Below are 788 nucleotides of genomic sequence, written 5' to 3' on the forward strand. Positions count from 1 at the left end.
TCCCCTGCAGCTTTCTAATCCTGCTTATTTTATGTGAAAATTCTTTGTTAAAAACAATTTTCTCGCCAGGGTATTCACCAATTGATTCAAGCTGTTTAATAGACTTTTTGTCGCCTTCCTGCTCCATTAACTGTTTCACTTTGTTATAGCCAACCCGCTCATTTTCAAGCATATTGACAACCTGACCTACTCCTATATAATAAGCTACTTCCTCAGGATACTTTTTAATAAAGACAGAACCCAAAACACTCCCCCATGAATGACCGAGCAAAACAACCTTATTCTTGTTATATTTTTTCTTCAGGTAGCGAATAATTTCAAACAAATCCTGCAGCATCAAATCCATTGTCGGCAGTGCGTTAAGATTTTTCATCAGTGTTTTTCCAGCACCGCGCTGATCCCAATGAATAACGGTATAGATTTCTTCCCATTTTTCCTGGAATGCTTGTGTAAATAGGGATTCAACAGAGCCCGGTCCTCCATGTAAGAAAAGCAGAACCGGGTTATCATCGCTGGTCCCGCGGTGAAACAGAAATTGTTTGATGCCATTAATAGATACATATTCTTCAAGATTAATGAACCTGCCTGATTTATTTTTCATCATCATCCCCACTTTTTAACTTTCTTGTAGTCTTATTTTAACTTAATTGAGGATTTTTGAATCAGCCTTGGGTATGATTTGTTCTAGATTTCAAGACGCTTTCGTGTTGGTAATAGCTCAGGTCTAGTCGGATTCAGGGTTTGCATTCACCTTGATATATCCCTTTCAACGGATTCCTTCATTCTGA

At 38.2% G+C, this 788-nt stretch carries 1 protein-coding gene; it reads right to left on the bottom strand.

Annotated elements, in window-relative coordinates; genetic code table 11:
* The coding region (locus tag AC3G7N_RS20815; RefSeq protein ID WP_489424069.1) for an alpha/beta fold hydrolase at nucleotides 1–601 on the bottom strand (601 nt) is incomplete at its 3' end.
* Nucleotides 602–788 lie beyond the last annotated feature (187 nt).

Source organism: Virgibacillus carmonensis (genome assembly GCF_057836705.1).